This is a genomic window from Acidovorax delafieldii 2AN (assembly GCF_000175235.1).
GTDB lineage: Bacteria > Pseudomonadota > Gammaproteobacteria > Burkholderiales > Burkholderiaceae_C > Acidovorax > Acidovorax delafieldii_B.
In genome coordinates this window covers 1-6,191 of record NZ_ACQT01000214.1, presented here as the reverse complement: position 1 = coordinate 6,191, position 6,191 = coordinate 1, and the positions used below count along the sequence as shown (strand labels likewise).

Genomic DNA, 6,191 nt, shown 5'->3' with positions numbered 1-6,191 from the left:
GGCGGCGCCCGCGGCGGCGGCGCCCAGCATCAGGTGGCGGCGCCGGGTGGAAATGCGTTGCTGGTCCATGCGTGTCTCCTTCGGTTGGTTGTGTAGTGGCATGAAAACGATAGCGTGGCTCAATTGCGGAAGGGCCACAGGTGGAAGAAGCGGCGGATGCGCCGCCACACTTCGGCCAGGCCGTGCGGCTCGAACACCAGGAAGCCGATGATCAAGAGGCCGAAGATGATGGTGCGCACGGGCGAGAGGAACACCGTGAGCTCGGTGTTGTTGGGCAGCAGGTCGAACACCAGCTTGAGCAGCTCGGGCACCATGGTCATGAACACCGCGCCGAGGATGCCGCCCAGGATGGAGCCCATGCCGCCGACGATGATGGCGGCGAGGAAGAAGATGGACATGAGCAGCGGAAAGCTCTCGGGCGTGACCACGCGGAAGAAGTAGGCCCACAGGCCGCCGGCCACGCCGGCATAGAACGACGACAGGCCGAAGGACAGCAGCTTGTAGCGCAGCAGCGGAATGCCCAGCACCTCGGCCGAGATGTCGCGGTCGCGGATGGCGATGAAGGCGCGGCCGATGCGTGTGCGCAGCAGGTTGGCCGCGCCCAGCAGCATCAGCACCGTCACCGGCACGATCAGCCAATACAGGCGGAACGAGGTGTCGAGCAGCACGCCGAAAATGCTGGCCGGCGGCACGCTCAGGCCGCCCGTACCGCCCGTGAATTTCAGGTTGGCGAACAGAAAGTGCGCGATGAACGAGGCTGCGATGGTGGCGATGGCCAGGTACAGACCCTTGACGCGCAGCGAGGGCACGCCCACGACGATGCCGCCGAGCATGGCGACAAAACCGCCCGCCAGGATGTTGAGCAGAAACGGCGAGCCCACCTGGGACTGCAGGATGGCCACGGTGTAGGCGCCCAGGCCCATGAAGGCCGCCTGCCCCAGGCTCACCAGCCCGGTGTAGCCGGTGAGGATGTTCAGGCCCGCGCTGCTGGCCACGTTGATGCTGACCAGGCAGGCCAGGTAGAGCCAGTAGTCGCTGGCCATGAAGGGGAACAGCACGAGCAAGGCGGCGGCCACGGCCAGCCAGACCTTCTGCGTGCGCGAGTCGAACAGCGCCGCGTCGGCGACGTAGGTTTCCTTGAGGGTTCCGATGCGCATCTATTGCTCCAAAACGCCGTGGGCCGCTGACATCGCCAGCCCATGTGGAAAAGCACCGCGGTGCAAAAGGCCGCGGAGCAGGCCGTGCCAGCGACCGCCGTGGAACCGGCTTTGCCGGGCCAGTGGCGGTGTCCCCCTGGAGGGGGAAGACGCGAAGCGGCTCAGGGGGTGTTTCATAGCCTTTCGATCTCGTGCGTGCCGAACAGGCCGTAGGGGCGCAGCATGAGAATGCCGACCAGCACGATGAAGGTGGCGAGCAGCTTGTATTCGCCGCCCAGGTAGGCGCCGGCCAGGGCCTCGACCAGGCCGATGAAGAGGCCGCCGATGAGCGCACCCAGCACACTGTCGAGCCCGCCGACGATCACCACCACCAGCACCGACAGGCCGAACACCCCCATGCTGGACGAGATGCCGCCGATGGAGCCGACGATGATTCCCGAGATGGCCGCGAGCATGGCGGACGCCACCCAGGCCAGCGAGAACACGCGCGGCACGTTGATGCCCACCGAATACGCCGCGGCTTGGTCCGACGCCGTGGCGCGCAGCGCCACGCCACCCCGCCAGAAGCGGAACACCAGCAACACGGCGGCGATGAACAGCACCGCGACCACCGCGCCCCAGAACACCTTGGGCGCGAGGAAGGCGTCGCCCACCATGATGGGCTGCGTGGGCATGAACTCGGGCAGGCGGCGCTGGTCGGCGCTCCAGATCATTTCGACCAGGCCCACGAGCACCGAGCCCAGGCCCACGGTGACCATGAACACCGAGATGGGCGGTTCGCCCAGCAGCGGGCGGATCATGGTGCGCTCGATCACCGCGCCCAGCAGGCCGGTGCCGAGCACGGCGGCCGGAATGGCCAGCCACAGCGGCAGCGCCATCATGGAGGCGAAGGTGAAGAACAGGTAGGCGCCGACCATGAGCAGCTCGCCGATGGCGATGTTGACCACGCGGGTGGCCTTGTAGACCATCACGAACGCCAGCGCCGCCAGGGCGTAGAGGCCGCCGCCAGCGATGCCGGTGAGGCTGATTTCAAAAAGATAGGCCCAATCCATCATGCGGCTCCTTGCGCGCTGGTGGCGCCGGCCTGCAGCTTGCGGCGCAGGTCGCCCACGTTGCCCGAGCCGAGGTAGGCGCGGTTGACTTCCGGGTCGGCCTGCACCACGGCGGGCGTGCCTTGCGCGATCACCTGGCCGAAGTTGAGCACCACCACATGGTCGGACAGGTCCATCACCATCCCCATGTCGTGTTCCACCATCAACACCGTCACGCCCCATTCGGCGCGCACGTCGAGGATGAAGCGCGCCATGTCTTCCGTTTCTTCGCGGTTCATGCCGGCCACGGGCTCGTCGAGCATCAGGATCTCGGGCTGCATGGCCAGCGCGCGCGCCATCTCCACGCGCTTTTGCAGGCCGTAGGACAGGGCCGAGACGGGGGCGTGGCGGATGTGGTCGATTTCGAGGAAGTCGATGATGCGTTCCTCGATGTCGCGGCGCAGTTCGGCCTCCTCGCGGCGCGCGCGGCCCAGGTAGAACAGCGCGTCGAACACATTGGCCTTGAGGTGCGCGTGGCGCCCGAGCTTGATGTTGTCGAGCACCGTCATGCCGCGGAACAGCGCGATGTTCTGGAAGCTGCGCCCCAGGCCCATGCGGGCGCGGCGCGGCGCGGGGATGCGCGTGATGTCTTCGCCCTTGAAACGGATGCTGCCGCCCGTGGGCCGGTAGAAGCCCGAGATGGTGTTGAACAGCGAGGTCTTGCCCGCGCCGTTGGGGCCGATCACGGCGGTGATGGAGCCCGGCTGCACGCCAAAGCCCACGCCGGACAGCGCCTTGACGCCACCGAACGTGAGCGTCACGCCATCGACCTGCAGCAGGGGGGCGGTGGCGGGGCCACGGGGTTGGTTTGTCTCCATGGGGTGCTTATGCGGGTTTGTTCGAGCCAGACAATTTCTACTTTTACGTAAACTGTTTACTTACGAGTAGATTCTGGGTATGCCACCTGCCCCGGGGTATCGGTAGTTTCCCGATGTAATACGCACCATGAACCAAGCAACCGCCGCCAAGACTCCCACGACAAAGAAGAAGGCCGCGCCGGCCGTGGCGTCGCCGTGGGCCAGTGCGCCCGACCGCGAGCAGCAGCGCGAGGCGAAGCGCCAGGCCGTGTTGCAGGCGGCCGCGCAGCTGTTCAACGAGCGGGGCTTCCATGCCACGTCGCTTGATGACATCGCCGCGCGCCTGAACGTGAGCAAGCCCACGCTGTATTACTACGTGAAGAACAAGGACCAGATCCTGATCGAGTGCGTGCGCCAGGGGTTGGACATGATGCTTGCCGGCATCGAGGCTTCGCGTGCGGCGGGGGGCAAGGCCATCGACCAGCTCATCACCTGCATGCAGGTGTATGCGCGCATCGTCACCATGGATTTCGGCATGTGCCTGATCCGCGTGGGGGACGAGCAATTGCCCCAGGAAAGCCGCAAGGAACTGCGGCGCCTGAAGTCCGGAATCGACCACGAATTTCGCCGCCTCGTGGCCGCTGGTGTGGATGAGGGCTCGCTGCAGCCGTGCGACCCCAAGATGACGGCGTTTGTGATTGCCGGCGCGCTCAGCTGGATTGGCCGCTGGTACCAGCCCGGCGGCGAATACACGCCCGAGCAGATCGCGCAGCAGTGCATTGCCACCTTGTGCGACGGGGTGTTGCGGCGGGCTGAGACACCCGGGCAGGCCACCGTCAAGCGACGGGTTGTCCGGGGGGCGGCTGCAAGCGGTACCTCAAAAAAGTGAGCGCTTGATGACCACCAAACAAGGGCTGCAGCGGTTTTTCGTCTGAAACCCATCAGCCCTGTGCCCGCCGCTATTGGCCAAGGCGCGGCCGTGGGGATGCACCGATCGCGGCGGGTGCCGCGGGCGCCGCCGCCAGGTCGTCCAGGATGGGGCAGTCGGGCCGGTCGTTGCCCTGGCAGCACGACACCAGCGTCTGCAGCGTGCGCTGCATGGCCTGCATGGCGGCGATGCGCTCGCTCAGGGCCTCGATGTGGGCCTGGGCGATGCGCTTGACCTGGCTGCTGGCACGGCCCTTGTCTTGCCACAGGCCGAGCAGGGTGGTGATTTCGTCCATCGAAAACCCCAGGTCGCGGCTGCGGCGGATGAAGCGCAGCGCGTGCACATCGGCTTCGCTGTATTGCCGGTAGCCGTTGTCTGTGCGGCCCACATGGGGCAGCAGGCCCAGTGCCTCGTAGTGCCGCACCATGCGGGCCGACACGCCCGCGCGCCGCGCCGCGGTGCCGATGGGCACGGGCCAGTCCTGGCGGGGCGGGGCGGCGGTCATGCGGCGACCGTGTAGCCTTCTTCGGCAATGGCGGCGGCCAGTGCCTCGCGGGGCTGGGTGCTCTCGATGTCGACGCGATTCTGCGCGCGGTCGATGCGTACGGTGGCTGCGGGGTCGATCTGCTGTACGGCCTGGGTCACGGCCCGTTCGCAGTGGCCGCAGGTCATGCCCTGGACTTGAAGTGTGTATTGCATGCGATTTCTCCGATGGAAGTGGTTAGTGTGGCAATGATGAACATTGACATCGTGGCATAGTCAAGCGGCGGCGAAGGCATGGGCTGATGCAGGGTGAATGGGTATCAGGGCTTGACCTTGCCATGATGATAAGGATTACGGTCGCTTCCATGAACACCTCCGCCCCCACCCCGAACCTTCCGGCACCCTGGACCTTGGCATTGGCGGCATGACCTGCGCGAGCTGCGTGGGCCGCGTCGAGCGGGCGCTGCGCAAGGTGCCCGGCGTGCAGGACGCCACCGTGAACCTGGCCACGGAATCTGCGCGCATCCACTATGCCCCACCCGACGGCAGCGACCCCGCCGCCATGGACGCGCTGCTGCGCCGCGCCGTGCGCAACGCGGGCTACGAGCCGCTCACGCCGGCCGCCAGCGAGGCGCGCGAGCAGGACGATGCGCCCTGGTCGGGCTTCGCGCCCGTGGCCATCGGCCTGGTGTTGTCGGCGCCGCTGGTGCTGCCCATGTTGGGCGATCTGTTCGGCGCGCACTGGATGCTGCCGGCCTGGCTGCAGTTCGCGTTGGCCACGCCGGTGCAGTTCATCCTGGGCGCGCGCTTCTACAAGGCCGGTTGGCATGCGGCCAAGGCGCTGTCCGGTAACATGGATTTGCTGGTGGCCATCGGCACCAGCGCGGGCTGGGGCCTGTCGATGTGGCTGTGGCTCACGGCGCACGCCGGGCACACGCCGCACCTGTATTTCGAGGCCTCTGCTGTGGTGGTCACGCTGGTGCTGCTGGGCAAGTGGCTGGAGGCCCGCGCCAAGCGCCAGACCACGGCGGCCATCCGTGCGCTCCACGGCCTGCGGCCGGACGTGGCGCACCTGCTGGGCAAGGGCGGCGAGGTGGACGTGCCCATCGCCGAGGTGATGGTGGGCGACCGCCTGGTGGTGCGCCCGGGCGAGCGCATCCCCGTCGATGGCGCGCTGCGCGAGGGCCAGACGCAGGTGGACGAATCCATGCTCACGGGCGAGCCGCTGCCCGTGGCCAAGGAGCCGGGCGGGCTGCTCACGGGCGGCTCGATCAACGGCGAGGGCCGCATCGTGCTGGAGGTGCGCGCCGTGGGCGCCGAGACGGTGCTCTCGCGCATCATCCGCCTGGTGGAGGACGCGCAGGCCGCCAAGGCGCCGATCCAGCGCCTGGTGGACCAGGTCTCCAGCGTGTTCGTGCCCGTGGTGCTGCTGATTGCCCTTGTCACGCTGCTGGGCTGGCTGTGGGCGGGCGTGGGCACGGAGACGGCGCTGATTCGCGCCGTGGCGGTGCTGGTGATCGCCTGCCCCTGCGCGCTGGGGCTGGCCACGCCGGCGGCCATCATGGCGGGCACGGGGGTGGCGGCGAAGCACGGCATCCTCATCAAGGACGCACAGGCGCTGGAGCTGGCGCACCAGGTGGACACCGTGGCCTTCGACAAGACCGGCACGCTGACCGTGGGTCAGCCCCGGCTGGCGGCGCTGGTGGTGGCACCGGGGCTGGAGGAGGGCGCCGTG

General features: G+C 67.7%; 7 protein-coding genes. 2 read left to right on the top strand and 5 right to left on the bottom strand.

The annotated features are described in order from the left end of the window. Positions 1-119: 119 nt before the first annotated feature. From ACDELDRAFT_RS18000 to ACDELDRAFT_RS17990, 3 genes are all read right to left on the bottom strand, one after another. A complete protein-coding gene (locus ACDELDRAFT_RS18000) occupies positions 120-1,157 on the bottom strand; it encodes a branched-chain amino acid ABC transporter permease (RefSeq protein ID WP_005799415.1) in 1,038 nt (345 codons plus the stop codon). Positions 1,158-1,330: 173 nt separating this feature from the next. After that, positions 1,331-2,212: a branched-chain amino acid ABC transporter permease gene (locus tag ACDELDRAFT_RS17995; RefSeq protein ID WP_040329859.1), complete on the bottom strand. Its 882-nt coding sequence runs from the start codon at positions 2,210-2,212 to the stop codon at positions 1,331-1,333. Beyond that, complete coding sequence (locus ACDELDRAFT_RS17990; RefSeq protein WP_005799413.1) at positions 2,209-3,066, bottom strand: ABC transporter ATP-binding protein; 858 nt, start codon at positions 3,064-3,066, stop codon at positions 2,209-2,211. Before ACDELDRAFT_RS17990 ends, ACDELDRAFT_RS17995 begins: the two co-directional genes overlap by 4 nt. 127 nt (positions 3,067-3,193) lie before the next feature. Between ACDELDRAFT_RS17990 and ACDELDRAFT_RS17985 the strand changes: the two genes are divergently transcribed. Further along, on the top strand, positions 3,194-3,934 hold the full coding sequence (locus ACDELDRAFT_RS17985) for a TetR/AcrR family transcriptional regulator (protein ID WP_005799412.1): 741 nt from the start codon (positions 3,194-3,196) through the stop codon (positions 3,932-3,934). 70 nt (positions 3,935-4,004) lie between these two features. Here ACDELDRAFT_RS17985 and cueR read toward each other — a convergent pair whose 3' ends face one another. Then, positions 4,005-4,478, bottom strand: a complete 474-nt coding sequence (gene cueR, locus ACDELDRAFT_RS17980; RefSeq protein ID WP_005799411.1) for a Cu(I)-responsive transcriptional regulator — start codon at positions 4,476-4,478, stop codon at positions 4,005-4,007. Next, positions 4,475-4,672 (bottom strand): heavy-metal-associated domain-containing protein, encoded by a 198-nt coding sequence (locus tag ACDELDRAFT_RS17975; protein ID WP_005799410.1) that lies wholly within the window; start codon positions 4,670-4,672, stop codon positions 4,475-4,477. The genes cueR and ACDELDRAFT_RS17975 overlap by 4 nt, the downstream gene beginning before the upstream one ends. A 208-nt stretch (positions 4,673-4,880) precedes the next feature. On the opposite strand from ACDELDRAFT_RS17975, the gene ACDELDRAFT_RS17970 reads away from it, so the two are divergent. Continuing rightward, the coding region (locus ACDELDRAFT_RS17970) for a heavy metal translocating P-type ATPase (protein ID WP_005799409.1) at positions 4,881-6,191 on the top strand (1,311 nt) is incomplete at its 3' end.

Excerpts from the sequence above, each read along its gene's own strand:
- ACDELDRAFT_RS17990 (WP_005799413.1), bottom strand. The coding sequence starts at position 3,066 with ATGGAGACAAACCAACCCCGTGGCCCCGCCACCGCCCCCCTGCTGCAG.
- ACDELDRAFT_RS17995 (WP_040329859.1), bottom strand. The coding sequence starts at position 2,212 with ATGATGGATTGGGCCTATCTTTTTGAAATCAGCCTCACCGGCATCGCT.
- ACDELDRAFT_RS18000 (WP_005799415.1), bottom strand. The coding sequence starts at position 1,157 with ATGCGCATCGGAACCCTCAAGGAAACCTACGTCGCCGACGCGGCGCTG.
- ACDELDRAFT_RS17975 (WP_005799410.1), bottom strand. The coding sequence starts at position 4,672 with ATGCAATACACACTTCAAGTCCAGGGCATGACCTGCGGCCACTGCGAA.
- cueR (WP_005799411.1), bottom strand. The coding sequence starts at position 4,478 with ATGACCGCCGCCCCGCCCCGCCAGGACTGGCCCGTGCCCATCGGCACC.
- ACDELDRAFT_RS17985 (WP_005799412.1), top strand. The coding sequence starts at position 3,194 with ATGAACCAAGCAACCGCCGCCAAGACTCCCACGACAAAGAAGAAGGCC.